Raw genomic sequence first — 17,772 nt, forward strand, 5'->3', positions numbered from 1 at the left:
AAAAAGGAACCGAGGGCGAGTTATTTTTTTAGTGCGGCAGCTTGTTTAATAAGCTCCAGTACCCATTCGGCGGTGCTGTAGAGGTCGGCTTCTTTGATATATTCATCGGTGGTATGGACTTTGCTCATGCCTACTGCCAGGACGGCGGTGGGGACGCCGTAAGAATTGAAGAAGTTGGCGTCGCTGCCGCCGCCGGTTCCTTCCATAGTTATCGGCAAGCCAACTGCCGAGCCAGCCTGGGCAGCCAGTTTCACCACCGGATCGTTTTCTGACAATACATAGGGACCATAGGCTTTTTTCACGCTGATTTCGGTTTTACCGCCATTGGCAGCAACCACCTGTTCAAAGGTTTCCACCATGCTCTTGGTCTGGGCCTCCAGTTTGGCCATGTTGCGGCTGCGGGCTTCACAGATGATTTCCACCCGGTCGGGAACGATATTGGTCGCGCCGCCGCCTTTAATAATACCTATGTTAGCGGTGGTTTCCTCGTCGATGCGGCCCTCTTTGATGGCGGCCAGGGCTTTGCCGGCCAACACAATGGCATTGAGGCCTTCTTCCGGCGCTAAGCCGGCATGAGCGGTTTTACCCGTTACCACTACTTCGATCTTGTTCTGACCCGGCGCCTTGACGATGATTTTGCCGGGAATGCCGCTGGAGTCCAGGGCATAGCCGAAATCCGCCTTCAAGGCTTTAGGGTCCATATTTTTCGAACCGTTCAGACCGCCTTCTTCAGCTACAGTAAAGACGATTTGGATATCGCCATGGGGTATCTTTTGCTCATGAGCCACCCGCAGGGCTTCCATAATGGCAACCACGCCGGCCTTGTCGTCGCCGCCGAGAACGGTATTGCCGGCGGAGGTGATGATGCCGTCTTTTAAGACCGGTTCCACGCCGCCGCAGGGTTCGACGCAATCCATATGGGCGCTGAACATTACCACCGGCGCCGAAGCCACACTGCCTTTGACGTAGGCAATGATGTTGCCGCAGTTGCCGCCGATTTTTTCTCCGGTGTTGTCTTCTGTAACCGTCACATTGCCACCGTAGCTTTGGAGACGTTTTTTAATCAGATCCGCCACTTCCCGCTCTGCTCTGGTGGAACATTTGATTTTCACCATTTCGAAAAATTCGGCCAATAAACGTTGTTGATTAATCACTTTATTTCCTCCGATCTTGTCGTTCCATCGCTTCACTCTAGTTATTATTGGATTTTATCTCGTTTATTCCTGCAGGAATCATTAAAATTTTTCGCATGGACTGTATCCTACGGAAGAATACTATCCTAAACAAACACTGCAAGGAGAAGCGCCTATGTCCAGGATCATCGCCGTTCAGTCCGATTTGGCCCGCACTGTCACCCTGCTGCAGCAAAAGGGCTATAAGGTCATTGATATGTACGAAGCCCAAAAACCTGGCGCATCGCCGGCGGCCTGCCTCTATACCAGCTACCACCCGGATAGAAATTCCGGCTATCATAACGGCAGAGACCTCTGGGATATTCAATTAGGCGGCTCGGGCGCATCACCGGAAGGGTTAGTCTCCGCTATTAGTCTCAACATAACCGGCATGAGCCCGGAAGCGGCGGTGGCGGCCCTGGAGTATCAACTGTGCCTCCACCGGGGGAGCCGTTGAAAAAGGCCCATCTGCGTCGTTACTCCTGCGGGCGCGCTTGCCGTACCCTCTCAAACGTACTGTCTGCGCGCGCATCCTCGTCGCGCCTAGCATCTGGACCTTTTTGAACGATCCCAGATTCGAAACATAAGATATTTATTAGGCTAAACTTAAGTATGACGTGAATTTCCTCGTCCCACAATGGACTCGCCGTATTTCTCCTTTAACTTGTCTACCGCTGTTGCTATCGCCAGGCGTTTGTCAGGTTCGGGTTCGAATAGAGATCCCTGAGCCTGGCCGGTGGTCAGGCCGGAGAGGGTAACGCCCAGCAGGCGAACGCCTTCTCCCCAGGTTACCTTATCGCAGAGGGCGGTTACGGTGGCGAAGATCACCTCATCGAGACAGGTGGGGTCCGGCAAGGTGCGGCTGCGGGTGATAGTTTTAAAGGAGGCGAACCGGATTTTCACTGAAACCGTCCGGCCCATCCGGCCCATCCGCCGGAGGCGCCATCCCACCTTTTCCGATAGGGCCAGGAGCTGTCGCCGGATGGCTTCCCGACCGGTCAAATCGATTTCAAAAGTCTCTTCATTGCCCACCGACTTGGACTCCTGGTCCGGCACCACCGGCCGGTCATCCTGGCCTCGGGCCAGACGCTGCAATTCGTAGGCTCCGTTGCCGATCAGCCTCTCCAGTAAAGCCGGTTCTGCCGCGGCCACTTGCCCAATGGTTTTTATACCGTACTTCTCCAGCACAGCTGCCGTAACCCCGCCTACTCCCCACAGGCGGCCAACTGGCAGCGGCTCCAGGAAAGACGGCTCTTCCCCCGGTTGAATCAGCAGCAGCCCATTGGGTTTACTCATATCAGAAGCCAGTTTGGCCAAAAACTTATTAGGCGCTACGCCGGCGGAAGCGATCAGGTTTACTTCCCGGAGGATGTGCTCCTTGACTCTGCAGGCAATCGTCACCGGCTCGGGATACAGCCACTCCATGCCGCTGATATCAAGAAAGGCTTCATCCAGGGAAAGCGGTTCAATCAGCGGCGAGTATTGCTGCAAGATGTCGTGAATGTCCCGGGATACCCTGGCATATTTATGATGATCACTGGCAAGAAATACTCCCTGGGGACATCGCCGCCTGGCTTCGACGATGGGCATCGCCGATCTGACTCCGAACTGTCTGGCTTCGTAAGAAGCGGTAGCTACCACTCCCCGGTGAGATACGCCGCCGACGATCACCGGACAGCCCCGCAGCTCCGGGTGATCCCGTTGCTCCACTGACGCAAAAAAGGCATCCATGTCAATATGTATAATCCAGCGTTGCACGAATCTCCCTCCTGCCTGTTTCCATCATAGAACAAATGTTCTATTTTGTAAAGCAGTTTAGCAGACAAGAAAAGAGCCTGTTTTGCAGAGCTTCTTTCTGTTTGAATGAAAAATCTCCCCGCACACCGATGCAGGGAGATTTTTTTCCTTAGAACACCAGAACACGGGTCACTCTGATATCATCCGGCAACGCCACAGGCCGAACCCATTTTGTCCTGTCAGGACCGATCGAACCTGTGTCCAGTTCAAAATGCATGGCGATTTCCGGCACATCCGCCGCCAGATATCCTTCACTGTCATAGCCGATGATCAGATTGGGATAGGCCCGCCGCAATTCTCCCAGACGGGAATTGACTCCAATGCCTTTTTCGGTTTTAAAGCGCGGATCATAAATAATGATGTTGGCCACGGCGTTACTCACACCCTGAGAGTGGGATAATGCCAATACCGGTTCCACCCGGTCATAAAAAATTGTGGAAATGCTATAATTCTGCCGAATGTGGCTAACCGGCAGCTCCCGTGGTATTTTATCCAGGGGCATGCCTACTGAAAAGGGACCGGCCTGACCGACCCGCAATGAAAAATTCGCCGGCGACAATCCATTCAAGCCAGCTGACTGCAGCTCGTCAAGGAGGGCCTGGTCCTGCTGCCTCTTTTGCTTTTGAACCTCCGGATCCAGTGCCGCCCTGGCCTCCAGATATCTTTGAATAACGTACTTTTTTTGCGGACGGCAATATCCAGCGCCGTCTCACCGTTTTTATCCTTGATCCGCCAGTCAGCGCCGGCCGCCAGCAGTCTCTCCGCCATCTGGTCATGTCCTTGGGCAGCGGCTTTCATCAGAGCGGTCTGACCGTCTTTGTCCCGTGCGTTCACATCGGCACCACGCTGCAGCAATATTTCCGCAATAGTCCCATTGCCATACTGAGCCGCCACCATCAAAGGTGTGTACTCATCCCCAGTCCGTCTGTCGTCAACCGAAAAGCCGGCAGCCAGAAACAGGTTCATCACATCCTGATGCCCTTGGCCGATCTGTTGAAAATAACTCTTAACAGTGAACGGGATGCCGCGGGCCTCCAGTTTTTCTTCGGCGGTTACCGGGTTCCGGCGGGGCAGTACCTTTTCCAGAGCCAGATAGGTGGAGCCGGCAGCAACTGTCCCGATCAGCAACATAATGCCGATGGTGATGGATAACTTCTTATAAAAATTTTCGGCAATGAAAGCAGACGGCTGAAGCAGGCCGTCCGACTCATCATGCCATTTGGTCTGTTCACGCTGCAACCGGATTTTCTCTTTAATTTGACGAATAAACTCGTTGTCCGTTTCCTGAGCAGCTCCGGCGACATCCGCCGCAGCTGCTGCCGCCTCCGCCACCGGTGATTCTATCTCTTGACGCTCTTTTTCTAGTTTTTGTTCATCAGTCATTCTTTCACCGCCCTATCGCGTATTGCTCTGCCGACCAAACCTATCAAAATTCCTGAAAATTCCTATAGGTTTCCTGTATAGATTGATTCAGCAAGGGCAATCGGATATCCTTCCAGGATAGTTTGGCGAAGACTGATTTGAGTCGAAAAGCCTATGTCATGGCAATACTTCTTCCTGCAGCACCTCAGCCACATGGCCGGCGCCGGCTGCCACTCCCCGGGAAAAGGCGTCACCGGCCTCCCTGGCTTCCTGGCTGCCGCTCTGAGCCGCATTCCCCAGGGAGGATACAATTTTCTCCAGTTTGCTGTCATCCCCGGTCAGAGAATCCAATTCCGACTCAATGAGTTCCACGGCATGGCTCATGCCTTCTACCAAACCGGCATCAAAGGGCTGACCGCTCATCACGGCTTCCAGGTGCATCTCGCCGGCCCGGTTTCCCAGAGCCGTCACCACTTCGACCAATTTATGCCTGTTGTGTTCCCCTGTGGCGTTAGAATCAGTCATATCACTCACTATTTTCCCTCCCTGCTTTTACTTGATTTTAGTATAAGCAGTTTGGGAAAAATTCATGAAGCCGTTTGAGTTTCCATCGCGCGCATGGCGTTTAATATCGCGATCACCGCAACGCCTACGTCGCCGAAAACCGCTTCCCACATAGTCGCGATGCCCATCGCTCCCAAAGCCAGGATGACCGCTTTTACGCCGAGAGCGAATACGATATTCTGCCAAACGATACGGCGGGTTTTTTGGGCGATGCGGATCGCCGCAACCAGTTTGGATGGCTCATCGGTCATCAGCACCACGTCAGCCGCTTCAATCGCCGCATCGGAACCAACGCCCCCCATGGCGACGCCGATGTCGCTCCGGGCCAGCACCGGCGCGTCGTTGATGCCGTCGCCGACAAAAACCAGTTTTCCTTTTGTCGTTTTTTCCTGTTCAATGGCTTCCAGCTTCTCTACCTTCTGATGGGGCAGCAATTCCGCGAATACCGTGTCCAAACCGATTTCACGGGCAATGCTTTCGCCGACTGCCCGGCTGTCGCCGGTCAGCATAACAATACGCTTGACGCCGATGTCTCTTAGCCGTTGAATGGCTTGCTTACTATCGGGTTTTACTTCATCGGCAATGACGATATAGCCGGCAAAGGCCCCGTCAACCGCCAGGTACACAATGGTCCCGGGGACCTCTTCCTGAGGATAGGCAATGCCATGGGCAGCAAGCAGGCTGCCGTTTCCGGCCAAAACGGTTTTCCCGTCCACTTGGGCAAGAATGCCCTGCCCTGCAATTTCTTCATATTCCCCGATCCGGACCGGATCTACTGCCTGACCGAACGCTTTTCTCACCGATGCCGCAATGGGGTGGTTGGAATTGCTCTCGGCATAAGCCGCAACTGCCAGAAGCCCATCTGCCGTCCAGCCGTTGGCAGGTTCAACACGAGACACTTTGAAAACTCCCTTGGTCAATGTTCCCGTTTTGTCGAAGACAACGGTATCCACGTTGTTTAAGGCTTCCAGATAATTGCTTCCTTTAACCAGGATTCCGTTCCTTGAAGCACCGCCGATGCCGCCGAAGAATCCAAGGGGGATGGAGATAACCAGGGCGCAGGGGCAGGATACCACCAGGAAGACCAGGGCGCGACTGATCCAGTCGGCAAAATTCGCCCCCGGCACAAACAGAGGAGGTATAACAGCCAAAGCTAACGCTGCAAAAACCACAACCGGGGTATAGTATCTGGCGAACTTGGTAATGAAATTTTCCATGGGAGACTTTTTGCTGCCGGCGTTCTGCACCAGGTCGAGGATCTTGGCTACGGTGGATTCCTCGAAGGCTTTTGTCACTTCGATTGTCAGCAGGCCGTTTTTGTTGATGGAGCCGGAAAGAATGGCACTGCCCGGCTCTACATCCCGCGGCAGGGACTCGCCGGTTAGGGCGGAGGTATCAACGGCGGAATTGCCTTCTACAACGAATCCGTCCAGAGGCACCTTTTCCCCCGGTTTGACGACGATCTTGTCGCCGGGCCGCACTTCCTCCGGCGATACCCGCCGGACTTCATTTTCCAGCTTCAGGTTGGCAAAGTCAGGCCGGATATCCATCAGTGCGGCGATCGACTTGCGGGAGCGATTGACCGCCATCCGCTGAAAGGCTTCGCCGATCTGATAGAATAGCATGACCGCCACCCCTTCCGGGTATTCGCCGATGGCAAAGGCACCTATAGTAGCGACACTCATCAAAAAGTTCTCGTCAAACACCTGGCCGCGCGAGATGTTTTTCAGGGCGCGCCAGACCACCTCGCCGCCCACCAGCAGATAACTGATCAAAAACAGCGCCAATTTGACCGGCCCGGCGAATTCAAAGGCCATTCCCGCCGCAAAGAGAACTGCACCGGCAAGAATCATCAGGCGTTCTACCCGTTCTTTCCGTTCGGCGGCGGCATCCGCCTCAGGTTTCTGTTGTTTCATAGCCTTGAATTCCGACATGACAATTTCCGGCTCATAATGCCGGGCAATTTGATCCGCCTGGGTTACAATATCCGTCAGTCGGCTGTCGTCGTTGATCTCCAGCGAAAGTTTTTGTGACGGGAAATCAACGATGGCGCCGGCGACTCCGTCCAGTTTGCGGATATGATTTTGGATTTTTTCGGCGCATACAGGGCAGCAAAGGTTTTCCAGGAAATATTCCTTCTTCAGAACAGCGGCTTCCATTGTCATATGCCTCCTTCAAATTATAATTGCTTAGTTGCTCACCTGCTCAACTATCAAGAGAAAATTTTTTATTCTCGAATATGCTCGAACCCCTTGTCCAGAATATCCTTCACATGGGAGTCCGCAAGGGAATAGTACACAATCTGCCCTTCCTTGCGAAACCGCACCAGATTGGACAGACGAAGGGATTTCAATTGATGGGATATGGCCGATTTGGTCATATTCAAAAGCGAGGCTAAATCGCAGACGCACAGTTCATTCAGTTCCAGCGCGTAAAGGATTTTGACCCTGGTGGGGTCCGCAAACATTTTATAAAGGGTTGCCATCCGGTTGAATTCTTCTCTTGGCGCGAATCGCTCCCGCACACTGTTGACCACATCTTCATGAATAACGTCACAATCGCACAGCATCTGTTTGTCTGTCATATGCATCACCACCCCGCAATAATTGAGCAATCATTCAACTATATAATATCTGCCGGCAATCATTTTGTCAAGAGCCTTTAATTTCACAAGGCAAGTCATCTCCTGCCTCTAATCCTTCCTTGACCGCGACAGCGACAACCTCGGCAGGAGATGACTTGCCTTGAATTTTTTGACATGATAAAATAAATTGTTAGTAATTCCGCACTATAAAGAAACCATTCCCAGTACCTCGCCGACACTGCCCTGAATCAGCAGGTCCGCCTTGCCGTCGGCAGAAGTTGGTGCCCGGTTGATCAGAACTAGTTTATTTCCCCGGTAATAGTCAATCAGCCCGGCGGCGGGATAGACCACCAGGGAAGTGCCTGCGACAATCAGGACGTCGGCGTTGGCGATAAAGGCAGTTGCTTGCTGCATGATGCCCATATCCAGTCCTTCTTCATACAAAACCACATCCGGTTTCACCGTGCCGCCGCAGGAACAGGTCGGAACGCCGCTGGCCCGGATAATAAACTGTTCGTCATAGAAAGCTTTGCAGCGGCTGCAGTAATTGCGTTTAACCGATCCATGCAGTTCCAGTACGGTTTTGCTGCCTGCCGCCTGGTGCAAGCCGTCGATATTCTGGGTGATGACCGCTTTCACTTTGCCGGTTCGCTCCCATTCCGCCAGTCTGATATGAGCCTTATTCGGTTTTGCCCCGGGGGCAAGCAGCTTTGCTTTGTAAAAGGCATAGAATTCATCCGTATGGGAGACATAGAAACTATGGCTGAGCATGACTTCCGGCGGATAGGCATATTGTTGGCTGTACAAGCCGTCAACGCTGCGAAAGTCGGGAATGCCGCTTTCCGTCGATACGCCGGCGCCGCCGAAAAATACAATATTATCGCTGCCGGCCAGCATCGCCTGCAGCTTTGCCGCTTGGTCCATCGCTACTCCCTCTTTCTTCACTGTTTTCTGATCTTTTATCTTCTATGTTATTGCTTTTTATCCAAAATCCTCTTTTTTTATGTACAGCCCATTTTTACCGATGCTTCATCGGGTTACTTTCAAAAAGATTGGGAAACACTTTATCCAGCAAACTGATATACTCATCATTCCGGGCAAGCCCAGTGCAACTTCTCATTGCTGTTTACCGATATATTACAAGTAAAGGGGTTCTCGTAATTGCATGTACCTGCACTAATCTCTGATCTGGCATTAATGCTTTTGGTCGCAGGAGCCATGACGCTTCTGTTCAAAAAACTCCGTCAGCCTCTGGTTTTAGGCTATATCATTGCCGGCTTCATCGTCGGCCCTTATTCCGGCTGGTTTCCCGCCGTAACCGATACGGTGAACATCCACACCTGGAGCGAAATCGGCATCATTATCCTTATGTTTTCCCTGGGTCTGGAGTTTAATCTGCATAAGCTGGCCTCGGTTGGCGGCACGGCCATCATCACAGCGATTACCGAAGTGGTCTCTATGCTTGCGGTGGGCTACGGCTGTGGTCAGCTCATGGGCTGGAACAAAATGGACAGTATTTTTCTCGGCGGCATGCTGTCCATGTCCTCCACAACCATTATCATCAAGGCATTCGAAGATTTTAACATGAAGGGGAAAAAATTTACCGAGCTGGTCTTCGGCACCCTGGTCATTGAGGATATTGCCGGTATTTTTATGATGGTCATACTGTCGACAATTGCCGTCAGTCAGGGAATTTCCGGCGGTGAGCTGGCCGCCAGCCTGGTCAAAATGGTCTTTTACCTGGCCCTCTGGCTGCTTCTGGGCATCTATTGGCTGCCGACGCTGCTGCAGAAAACCCAAAACCTGATGAATGATGAGACCCTGCTGGTTGTTTCTTTGGGCCTATGCTTCGGCATGGTTCTGCTGGCCACTCATCTGGGATTCTCCTCCGCTTTGGGCGCGTTCCTGGCAGGGTCCCTGCTGGCGGGGACCATTCACATGGAGGAGATTGAGCATGTCAGCAAGCCCGTCAAAGACCTGTTCGGGGCCGTTTTTTTCATCTCGGTGGGGATGATGGTCAATCCGGCCCTGATCATGGAATACGCCGGTCCGATTGTGATCATTACCATCACTACGATTGTCGGCAAAGCGATTTTTTCCACCCTGGGGGTTCTGGGTTCCGGACAGCCTTTACAAACATCGATCCTTTGCGGCTTCTCCCTGGCTCAAATCGGGGAGTTCTCCTTTATCATCGCTTCCCTGGGCATATCCCTGGGGGTGATCAGCGAGTATATCTACCCGATTGTGGTTTCGGTTTCCGTCATTACCACCTTTACCACGCCGTTCGTCATCCGGTCGGCGGAAGGGGCCTATGCCTTTGTTAATAAGCACCTGCCGGCCAAATTCTCGGATTACCTCAACCGCCATACTTCAGAAGACCGGTCCGAAGCGGAAAAGGACAGCGATTGGAACGCTTTTGTCAAAAAATTTTTTTCCCGTCTGACGCTTTATGCCGTCATCATGCTGGGAATTATTCTGGGCGGAACTTCGTTTGTCCGGCCTTTCCTGAACGCTTATATGGATTCGACCATTGCCGCCATTCTCACCGTGCTGGCCATTCTGATTGTGATGGCGCCATTTCTGCGACAGGGCTTATTTCAAAAGAATGAATTCTTTATTCCCCTTTGGTTTAAAAACAGAACCAACCGGCTGCCCTTGCTCGTATTGCTTAGCCTGCGGTTTGCCATCATGGTTTTCCTTGTGGCGCTGCCAATTCGCATCCTATTCCATTTCGCCGCCTTCTACATTTTGCTGGCTGCAGCGGCTATGATCTTTTTTATCGCCCGTTCCGAATGGCTGATTACCCCTTATTTGCAAATTGAAGCAAGATTTCTTACGAATTTCAACGAAAGGAAACTGAACGAAAGAAAAGACGCCGGTCTGGAGCACAACTGGCTGGATGAACGGATCTATGTAAGCAGCGTTACCTTGAATCGCGAATCTTCCGTCATAAATAAGCGTTTGCTTGATCTGTCAATCACCAAGCGTTTCGACATGAAAATCATCAAAATCATCCGCAACGATAAGCATATTAATATTCCCGCCGGAACCGAAAAGCTCTTGCCAGGGGACATTATTTTCATTGCCGGAACCCTTGACGGATTAAACAATACGGATGTTGTTTCTGATTTTGATTTGACAAAAAAAGCTGCCGGCGAATTTGCCACCCTGCACGATTTTATCAACCATCAGGAACACTACGCCGAAGCTGACCAACTGCTTTCTTTCGCCATAACGGTGGAAAAAGGCTCCGCACTGGCAGGCGTCCGCATCAAAGATTCCAAAATAAAAAGCGAATGGGGCAGTCTCCTCCTCGGCCTGGAAAGAGACCTTTACCCCATTATTTTCCCCAATATCAATATGCGCCTCCAGGAAAACGACTTGCTCTGGATTCTGGGTTCGCAAAAAATGGCCGGTAAACTGGCTAAAATGGATTTACTGTAATAGTCGATATACGGCCCCTACGCAAGATAGGCTACGGCTTCCATGCCCCAAGTGACCTGGCGGTTGCCGGAAGCTGGCTCCCTTCAATACAAAACGGCCTATTCCCGCAAGGGAATAGGCCGTGCTTTCTTAATGTGTGGCGGAGTGGCAGGGATTTGAACCCTGGCGGGGCTTGCACCCCCTAACGATTTAGCAAACCGTCCTCTTCAGCCGCTTGAGTACCACTCCGTAGATGAATGCTGTGTATCTTAAATTGCCAATGATTAAACGTGGCGGAGGGGGTGGGATTCGAACCCACGGTCCCTTGCGGGATCACTGGTTTTCAAGACCAGCTCCATAAACCGCTCGGACACCCCTCCGTGTCCGACACATAAAATATTATATCAAATTCAACAATCGAATGTCAAATAATTATTTTCCGAAATCAGCGGGTGAATCCAGAGTCAGGCCACCGCACTGGGGCCATTGGTTTATTTCCTCTCTTGACTTCGCCGAATAGAAGAAGTATATTTTAATTGCGGCACAAATGCAAGCCGTAATAATTAGGCAAAGAGGTGAGAAAAATGGATGCAGACCGACCTAGTCCACATTATCGTCAAAATTCATACAATTTCAAATGGAATACTCCATTTTTCTTGCTCAGAATAGACAGAGGCCTGTGCAATAAGTTCTTGTTCCTTTTTATGCCTTGACGGAACCCCGCGCGCTCTCTCTGTGGCAAAAAAAATGGTGTATTCCCCTAAAAAGGAGGACCGCACCATGCTGCAACTATTTAAAAGCAGCTATGAAGCGCTGCGTGAATTACCGCTGAGCGTCCCGGAAAAAGGCGCCTGGCTGAATCTGATCAATCCAAAAATAGAGGAACTCAATGCCGCTGCCGTCATTACCGGCGCACCTTTGGACTTCTTGCGGGCGGCGTTGGACGAAGAGGAACGTTCCCGCACCGAGATCGAAGAAAACTGTCTGCTGGTCATTACCAACATTCCAGTGATGCGCGGCGTGGACAGCTATGATACCTTGCCGCTTTCCATCATCCTGACACCGGATTATATTGTCACCGTTTGTCTGGAGAATAACCGGGTCTTGTCGGATTTTTGCCCGACCAACGCCAAATATTTCAGCACTTTTAAGCGCACCCGTTTTTTGTTTCAGCTTCTTTACAAATCGGCAACCTATTATCTGACCTACCTGAAACAAATCAACAAACGTACTGACGAAATCGAACGCCAGCTGCGCAAATCTATGCAAAACCGGGAATTATTCCAGCTGATGGAACTGCAGAAAGGCTATACTTTCTTTTCGGCATCCCTGCGATCCAATGGCATTGTACTGGAAAAACTGCTGCGTCTGCGGCTCAACAATCAGCTGCAGCACCTGATCAAAGTCTATGAAGAAGACGAAGACCTCCTGGAAGACGTTATCATCGAAAACAAGCAGGCCATTGAAATGGTGGAAATGTACAATCACATTTTAAACGGCATGATGGATACCTTTGCTTCGGTTATCTCGAATAACTTGAACATGGTTATGAAATTCCTGGCGTCTATGACCATCATCCTCTCAATCCCTACCATGGTCGCCAGTTTTTTCGGCATGAATGTGCCGCTTCCCTTCGGACTGGAACAGTCTTTCGGATTCGGCTATATCCTGGTCCTTTCGGTAACCGGCGCCAGCGTGGCGGCGTTCGCCCTGTGGCGCAAGGATATGTTCTAAGCAGATCATTGTAAGAGATCAGCAGTCTGCCCGTTCTTATGAGGTTTGCATTTTGGCAAGCCTTTTTTCTTTTCAGTTCTCATGGAAATTCAGACCGGCATTGTAAAAGGCAGCAATAACGATACATAGATGGAAGTAAAATACGGCTATACCGGAAGGGGAAACCGAGCAGCGTGCCAATTTATTACAATTTTGATCAAATAGAAAATCCAGGAAGGATTTGGACCAGATTTAACAGAATCTAACGATATAATTTTCCGCAATGCCTTTACAAAATTGCCCCTATGATTATGAAAGGAGATCCGCTCATGAATGGAAAAAAGAATCTGCTCCTTGTGGTTACCCTTGCTTTTACCCTGATTTTTCTGCCTGGCTCTTTCACGGCAACCGGTGAAGCTGCCCAAAAGAAAATCGGGATCACCAAGTTTGACGGCACTTCGGTCGCATCTTCCTGGGATTATGAATACGACGTTGGTGCGGGGGCAGCCGATATGCTGACCAACGAACTGGTGAAAAACAAAAACTATATGGTCTTCGAACGGCAGCAATTAGCCGAAGTTCTTTCAGAGCAGCGCCTTGGCGCCAGCGGTGTGGTGGATGACGCTACCGCTGCCCGAATCGGCAAGGTCGTTGGACTGGACTATATCGTATACGGTAAAATCGTATCCGCCGGCGCTGAGAAGACAGGCGGCGGAGCCGCTATTGGTCCATGGGCCGTGGCTAATGAACATCTGACAGTCAGAGTGGTGGTAGCGGTAAGAATGATCGATGCCACTACCGGCGCCGTGGTCATGTCCCATACCGCCACCGGTGAGGTTAAAAAGAGCGGCGGCGGCCTGGCCGGCGCAGTCGGAGGCAGAGGGTTCGCCACCGGTTCCAAAACGAAAGTAACTGTTGAGGTGTACGACCAGGCGGCCATTTTGGCAATTAAAGAAATCGCCGGCAAAATCAACGCGTTAAATCCTCTGGAAGGAGCCATCGTAGAAGTTGACCGCAAAACCATCTACTTAGACCTGGGGGCCGAACAGGGTGTGGAAGCCGGCAACCGCTTCCAAATCTACCGGGAAGGCAAACCCATCATCAATGCCAGGGGCCAGATTATCGGCATGACCCGGATCGATATCGCCACCGTCAAAGTCGTCAGTGTGGATAGCCTAATGTCGGTCTGCAAGTTGGAAGGCAGCGGCAAAGTCATGCTGGGAGACAAAGCCCGCTTGCTGTGATCTGCCGATACTCAAAACCGGTGAGTTTCACGAAAGAAGGGAGACCTCATGAAACGATCCCTGATTCTTCTGATGGCGTTTATCTCCACTCTGCTGCTCAGCGGTGCGCCGGCGCTGGCCCATCCGAACGATGCGACGCCGGCCAGGGAAATCGTAGTCAAGGGCTACGGCCCATCGAAGGATGACGCTCTGCGGGACGCCATGCGCAATGCGGTGGAAAAGGCTGTGGGATCCTTTGTGGAGGCTCAAACCCTGGTGGAAAACGCCAGTATCGTCACTGACGAGATTTACACCAAAGCCCAAGGATTCGTTCAGGATTACCGAATCCTGCGGGAAGGAAAACAAGGCGACCAGGTAGTCCTCACAGTCCGGATCAAGGTCAATACCCAGCCCAATGCAGCCCTTATGACCTCCTTGCAAAGGCTCAAGCTGATTGAAGCCGGACTGCAAGACCCCCGCATCGGCGTCATCATCGTCAACAGCGATCAAACACCCAATCAGGCCGGCCAGATTTCCGTCATCCGCAAACTGCGGGAGCTGGGCTTCAAGCGGGTAATTGATCCCCAACAGGCAAAAAACCTCTACTCCGATGCCTTTATCAGTTCCATGGAAGAGGACGATTCTACCGCCCAAACCATTGCCGCTTCCTATCAGCTGGATTATGTAATCCTGGGCAGCGCCCTGGACAGTTCGGCCGGTGAAGTCATAGCAGGCGCCGGTATGTACTCAGCCCGGGCCAGCATTGAGGCGAAGCTTTTAAAGACGGACACCGGCGAAATCATTGCAGCCGGCAGATTCGAGTCCGGCGGTGCGGATATCAGCCAGGAAGTGGCGGGGCAAAAAGCCCTGACCAAAGCTGGTGAAACACTGGCTGAGGATATCGCCAAGCAGTTTCTGGACTACGCCAGTGATACCGAAAAAACCTTCAAGATCGTCGCCCAGCAGGTGACCGCCTTCAGCCAGGTGAATGCCCTGCAGAAAGAACTCAAGGATGTCCCCGGCGTAAAAGCGGTATATCTGCGCAGCTATGCCAACGGAGCGGCTGAATTTGACGTGAACTTTATCGGTACGTCCCAGAGACTGGCTGACCGCCTGGAACAATGCAGCAGCGTTACCTTGATTATTCTGGAAATCGCCAATAGCCTCATTCAGGTTGAAATGTTTTGATCCTACAGCTTAGAATGCATCGTTCCCAGCTTGGGGATGATGCATTCTTCCCTTCACTTTTTATTTTTTCCGCTGGCAGAAAATGCGGTCTTTTGTCATCCGCCGTCCCAAATCCGGTCTTTTGGCAGGAAAATAGTAGGCGACAGCGAAATAGTATTTACCAGCAGACAGTAATTTACGGAGGAACGACCATGGATCGACGCCGCGCCCGCGCTGCTCTATTTATCTTATTCTTTATCGCAATTTTATTCATATCTATATCTGTCCCGGTTGCCCAGGCCGCCGACCAAAAGCCCATTGGCATACTGGAGTTTGAAGCGGCGCCTCAGGTCCAAAACACCGGCCTGACGAAACGAATCACCGGCCTCCTGACCGAATCCCTGATTACCAACCGGTCCTATCAGGTGATCGGTCCTGAACGGACAGCCGCCATACTGGCCGAGCAAAACATCTCTGTCAGCGGCTTTTTTGAAGGCAGCATGACGCAGGATGTAAAGCAGATACATGGATTGGACTATCTGGTCACCGGTAAAATCATCCGGGCAGAGAGTCAGGATGTGGAACTGGACGGATTTCGGCAAAAGCGTGTCAAAGTGGTCTTGGCCATGCGGCTGATCAATGCAAGAAGCGGCGAAATCATCTTTGCCCAGACCGCGGTGGGTGAAACCAGGAAAACCTTTCTGGCCGACACCGACAGTTGGAAATTGGCTGATCCTCAGTCCGGCTATCAGGAAGCCCTGCAACAGGCACTCGCCCAACTGACGGACAAAATCCAGGCCTTGAATCCTCTCTCCGGCTTGGTCATTGAGGTACATCCTGAGGACAACAGTGTTGTGATTGACCTGGGGTCCGAACAGGGCGCCAGTGTGGGGCAGCAATACTTGATTTATCAGGAAGGCACCGTGGTGGTTCACCCTGTCAACCGGCAGGGACTGGGCAAAAAGACAAAAAGTCTGGCCGTCATTAAAATCTTTCAGGTACAAAATCAACATTCGACCGGACAAGTTGTCTCAGGAAAGTGGGAAGATATTAAACCGCTGCAGCCGGTCAGCAAATTATAGCCTGCCGTCTCAGTCTTTCTATAGATTTTCGTATCGTAAATAAATCAGGGAGGTAAGAAATCATGTCCCGAAAAGCATGGATATGTCTGGTACTCAGTTTGTTGCTTCTGGTTCTTCCTCTGGTAACCTACGCCAATAACGCTCAGTTCCTGTACAACAACAATGATCCCTATGCCAGCCAGCCTGTGGCTGACGGCAACGGCCTTGTCAACTGGGAAACCGATTCGGTGGAAGCAATAGGGTTCGGCGTTCCTCCGGCCAACGCTTTCAGTTCGGCTCAGGCCCGGAACATGGCTCGCCGTGCTGCCATCGCCGACGCTCAGAGAAATCTGCTGGAATCCGTCCAGGGAGTGCAGGTGGACTCGGAAACGACGGTGGAGAACCTGGCTGTCTCCAGCGACGTTATCAATACCAGGATGTCCGGCATGCTCAAGGGCTACAAAATTGTCAATGAACAGCAAATGCCGGATGGTTCCTATCAAGTTGTCATCTCCGTCAGAATGTATGGTCAGAACAGTCTGGCCAACGCCATTTCCGGTCAAAGACAGCCCCAGCGGCCTTTCCCTCCGGCAGTTCAACCCTATCCGCAGCAGCAACCCAATCAGCCGCATCAGGGATATCAACCGACTCAGCCGGCCGTTCGTCAATACACAGGCCTGGTAATTGACGCCAGAAGACTGGGCCTGGAACGGACCATGACGCCCATGATTTATGACGAAACCGGCAAGGTCATCTACGGTAACATGTATGTAGACCAAAATTATGTGGTGCAAAACGGCCTGGTGGATTATGCCGCTTCTCCCGGCGCCATTGAACTGATCGGCATGGGCCAGTCCCGGGCCGGCGCCGACTATATTGAGGTCAAGGCCATCAAGCTCCGGGACCGCAACCGCAACATCGTCATCAGCGCCGCTGACGGCGACAGGATTCTCAACGCCAACGGCCCCACCGGTTTTTTGCTGAAGTGCAACGTTGTTATCAAGCACTAAATCTATTAGAGAAAGACCCAGTCAGAAATGTTCTGACCGGGTCTTTTTTTATTCACTTAGACAAATTAGTCAGCAAAGCAGATTCTTTCTTGTCCAGACAGAAAAAAACTCTGCCAAAAGCAGATTTTTTTCTTGTCATTCCTGCTTTAACCGGAAAGGGGCGCCCGGGATCAGTCTGATGCCGTCCATGGTTTCAATCTTTCCCGCCTCATCCTGCTGGTAAAAAGTCTTCCCGTCCCTGACGGTATAATATACGGAATGGACCCGTAAGCGATACAGTGTCGCCGACAGATCTGCATCCATGGCATGTTTCGGGAGCGTCGACTCTGCTTCCGTCCATTGAGACATTGACCCGGAAGAAAATGGCATCGGTTCCAGAAAACCGTTGATCTGCAATAAATCCCCTTCGTCTCCCATAGCGCACAACTGGGCCTGGTCATTGTTTGTCAAGGTAACCCGTTCCTTCAAGACAAGAGACAACAGCCATAAGCCGCCGTTCGGGCCAATAAAGCCCAGCATAGGTCTGACCCTGGGCCGGACTCCCTCCACCGTTCCCACGAAAACAGCCTTTTCCTGCAACAGATTCACCACTGCCTGCTCGTGCATCCACGCCACCTCTTTGACAGTCAAAGTGGAATCTGTTAAATCTTATTAGTGGCGACAGTATTTCAGAACAGTATTTGCCTTTATCTGCTC

At 51.7% G+C, this 17,772-nt stretch carries 16 protein-coding genes and 2 tRNA genes; 7 read left to right on the forward strand and 11 right to left on the reverse strand.

The genetic code is table 11. The features are described 5' to 3' along the window. Positions 1-20 precede the first annotated feature (20 nt). Positions 21-1,154: a M20/M25/M40 family metallo-hydrolase gene (locus ALO_RS09610; protein WP_004573302.1), complete on the reverse strand. Its 1,134-nt coding sequence runs from the start codon at positions 1,152-1,154 to the stop codon at positions 21-23. Between the two features lie 154 nt (positions 1,155-1,308). On the opposite strand from ALO_RS09610, the gene ALO_RS09615 reads away from it, so the two are divergent. Beyond that, positions 1,309-1,629: a hypothetical protein gene (locus tag ALO_RS09615; RefSeq protein WP_004573303.1), complete on the forward strand. Its 321-nt coding sequence runs from the start codon at positions 1,309-1,311 to the stop codon at positions 1,627-1,629. A 149-nt stretch (positions 1,630-1,778) separates the two neighbouring features. Here ALO_RS09615 and ALO_RS09620 read toward each other — a convergent pair whose 3' ends face one another. The 7 genes from ALO_RS09620 to ALO_RS09650 all read right to left on the reverse strand — a co-directional run bounded on the left by ALO_RS09620 (position 1,779) and on the right by ALO_RS09650 (position 8,403). Further along, a complete protein-coding gene (locus ALO_RS09620) occupies positions 1,779-2,930 on the reverse strand; it encodes a DNA polymerase IV (RefSeq protein ID WP_004573304.1) in 1,152 nt (383 codons plus the stop codon). A 148-nt stretch (positions 2,931-3,078) separates the two neighbouring features. After that, the gene (locus ALO_RS09625; RefSeq protein ID WP_004573305.1) at positions 3,079-3,537 is read right to left on the reverse strand and encodes a hypothetical protein; all 459 of its coding nucleotides are present in this window, start codon (positions 3,535-3,537) and stop codon (positions 3,079-3,081) included. Continuing rightward, entirely contained in the window at positions 3,534-4,352 is an 819-nt protein-coding gene (locus ALO_RS20825) for an ankyrin repeat domain-containing protein (protein WP_004573306.1), read from the reverse strand. Before ALO_RS20825 ends, ALO_RS09625 begins: the two co-directional genes overlap by 4 nt. A 156-nt stretch (positions 4,353-4,508) precedes the next feature. Then, positions 4,509-4,865, reverse strand: a complete 357-nt coding sequence (locus ALO_RS09635) for a hypothetical protein (RefSeq protein ID WP_040293094.1) — start codon at positions 4,863-4,865, stop codon at positions 4,509-4,511. A gap of 53 nt (positions 4,866-4,918) precedes the next feature. Further along, a complete protein-coding gene (locus tag ALO_RS09640; protein ID WP_004573308.1) occupies positions 4,919-7,054 on the reverse strand; it encodes a heavy metal translocating P-type ATPase in 2,136 nt (711 codons plus the stop codon). A 68-nt stretch (positions 7,055-7,122) separates the two neighbouring features. Continuing rightward, positions 7,123-7,479: an ArsR/SmtB family transcription factor gene (locus tag ALO_RS09645; RefSeq protein WP_004573309.1), complete on the reverse strand. Its 357-nt coding sequence runs from the start codon at positions 7,477-7,479 to the stop codon at positions 7,123-7,125. A gap of 204 nt (positions 7,480-7,683) precedes the next feature. Further along, positions 7,684-8,403, reverse strand: a complete 720-nt coding sequence (locus tag ALO_RS09650; RefSeq protein WP_004573310.1) for an NAD-dependent protein deacylase — start codon at positions 8,401-8,403, stop codon at positions 7,684-7,686. 237 nt (positions 8,404-8,640) lie between these two features. On the opposite strand from ALO_RS09650, the gene ALO_RS09655 reads away from it, so the two are divergent. Continuing rightward, complete coding sequence (locus tag ALO_RS09655) at positions 8,641-10,923, forward strand: cation:proton antiporter domain-containing protein (protein ID WP_040293096.1); 2,283 nt, start codon at positions 8,641-8,643, stop codon at positions 10,921-10,923. A gap of 137 nt (positions 10,924-11,060) precedes the next feature. Here the strand turns inward: ALO_RS09655 and ALO_RS09660 are convergent. Then, a tRNA-Ser gene (locus ALO_RS09660) sits at positions 11,061-11,151 on the reverse strand. A 42-nt stretch (positions 11,152-11,193) separates the two neighbouring features. Then, positions 11,194-11,282, reverse strand: a tRNA-Ser gene (locus ALO_RS09665). A gap of 400 nt (positions 11,283-11,682) precedes the next feature. Between ALO_RS09665 and ALO_RS09670 the strand changes: the two genes are divergently transcribed. From ALO_RS09670 to ALO_RS09690, 5 genes are all read left to right on the forward strand, one after another. After that, positions 11,683-12,636 carry a magnesium transporter CorA family protein gene (locus ALO_RS09670; RefSeq protein WP_004573313.1) on the forward strand — a complete coding sequence of 318 codons (954 nt, stop codon included), beginning with the start codon at positions 11,683-11,685 and terminating at the stop codon, positions 12,634-12,636. Positions 12,637-12,944: 308 nt separating this feature from the next. Next, the gene (locus tag ALO_RS09675; RefSeq protein WP_004573314.1) at positions 12,945-13,859 is read left to right on the forward strand and encodes a CsgG/HfaB family protein; all 915 of its coding nucleotides are present in this window, start codon (positions 12,945-12,947) and stop codon (positions 13,857-13,859) included. A gap of 48 nt (positions 13,860-13,907) precedes the next feature. Then, a complete protein-coding gene (locus tag ALO_RS09680) occupies positions 13,908-15,026 on the forward strand; it encodes a hypothetical protein (RefSeq protein ID WP_004573315.1) in 1,119 nt (372 codons plus the stop codon). A gap of 191 nt (positions 15,027-15,217) precedes the next feature. After that, on the forward strand, positions 15,218-16,087 hold the full coding sequence (locus ALO_RS09685) for a CsgG/HfaB family protein (RefSeq protein WP_004573317.1): 870 nt from the start codon (positions 15,218-15,220) through the stop codon (positions 16,085-16,087). Positions 16,088-16,149: 62 nt separating this feature from the next. Beyond that, entirely contained in the window at positions 16,150-17,076 is a 927-nt protein-coding gene (locus tag ALO_RS09690; RefSeq protein WP_004573318.1) for an LPP20 family lipoprotein, read from the forward strand. A 135-nt stretch (positions 17,077-17,211) separates the two neighbouring features. On the opposite strand, the gene ALO_RS09695 is transcribed toward ALO_RS09690, so the two are convergent. Further along, positions 17,212-17,682 carry a hypothetical protein gene (locus ALO_RS09695; protein WP_004573319.1) on the reverse strand — a complete coding sequence of 157 codons (471 nt, stop codon included), beginning with the start codon at positions 17,680-17,682 and terminating at the stop codon, positions 17,212-17,214. Positions 17,683-17,772 lie beyond the last annotated feature (90 nt).

Origin of the sequence: Acetonema longum DSM 6540, assembly GCF_000219125.1 — a bacterium.
Lineage (GTDB): Bacteria > Bacillota > Negativicutes > Sporomusales > Acetonemataceae > Acetonema > Acetonema longum.